The following is a 355-nucleotide window of genomic DNA, read 5'->3' as shown; positions in this document are numbered from 1 at the left end:
CCGCGATCGCGTCCAGCTCCCAGCCCACGCCGTCGAAGGGGCCGGACGCGGTCGAGCGGCCCACACATCAGGCCGGCGCCGCCGAGAGCACAGCCATGTTGAGCATGACCAGGAAGTACGTCCTGCGCGTATTGACGCCGGACAGCTCGGCGGCGAGTCGGTTGCCGCCGACCGCGTAGATGTGACGTCCGGTGACCGTGCGTCCGGTGATGAAGCTGTAGACGATGACGAGCGCCGCCAGGATCAGACCGGGCACCGGGAACGAGGTGCCGGGACGGCCGGTGCCGAACATCCAGGTCAGCCAGCCGACCACGACGGCCAGCAGCACGATCCGGGTGATCGTCACCCAGAACGG

At 69.0% G+C, this 355-nt stretch carries 1 pseudogene; it reads right to left on the bottom strand.

Annotated features, from left to right (window positions below):
- A pseudogene (locus BN358_RS24930) lies at positions 1-355 on the bottom strand (sugar ABC transporter permease); the annotation flags it as partial.

The organism is Sedimentibacter sp. B4 (genome assembly GCF_000309315.1).
Classification (GTDB): domain Bacteria; phylum Bacillota; class Clostridia; order Tissierellales; family Sedimentibacteraceae; genus Sedimentibacter; species Sedimentibacter saalensis.
The sequence above is the reverse complement of the archived record's forward strand: the minus strand, read 5'-3'. Positions and strand labels throughout refer to the sequence as shown.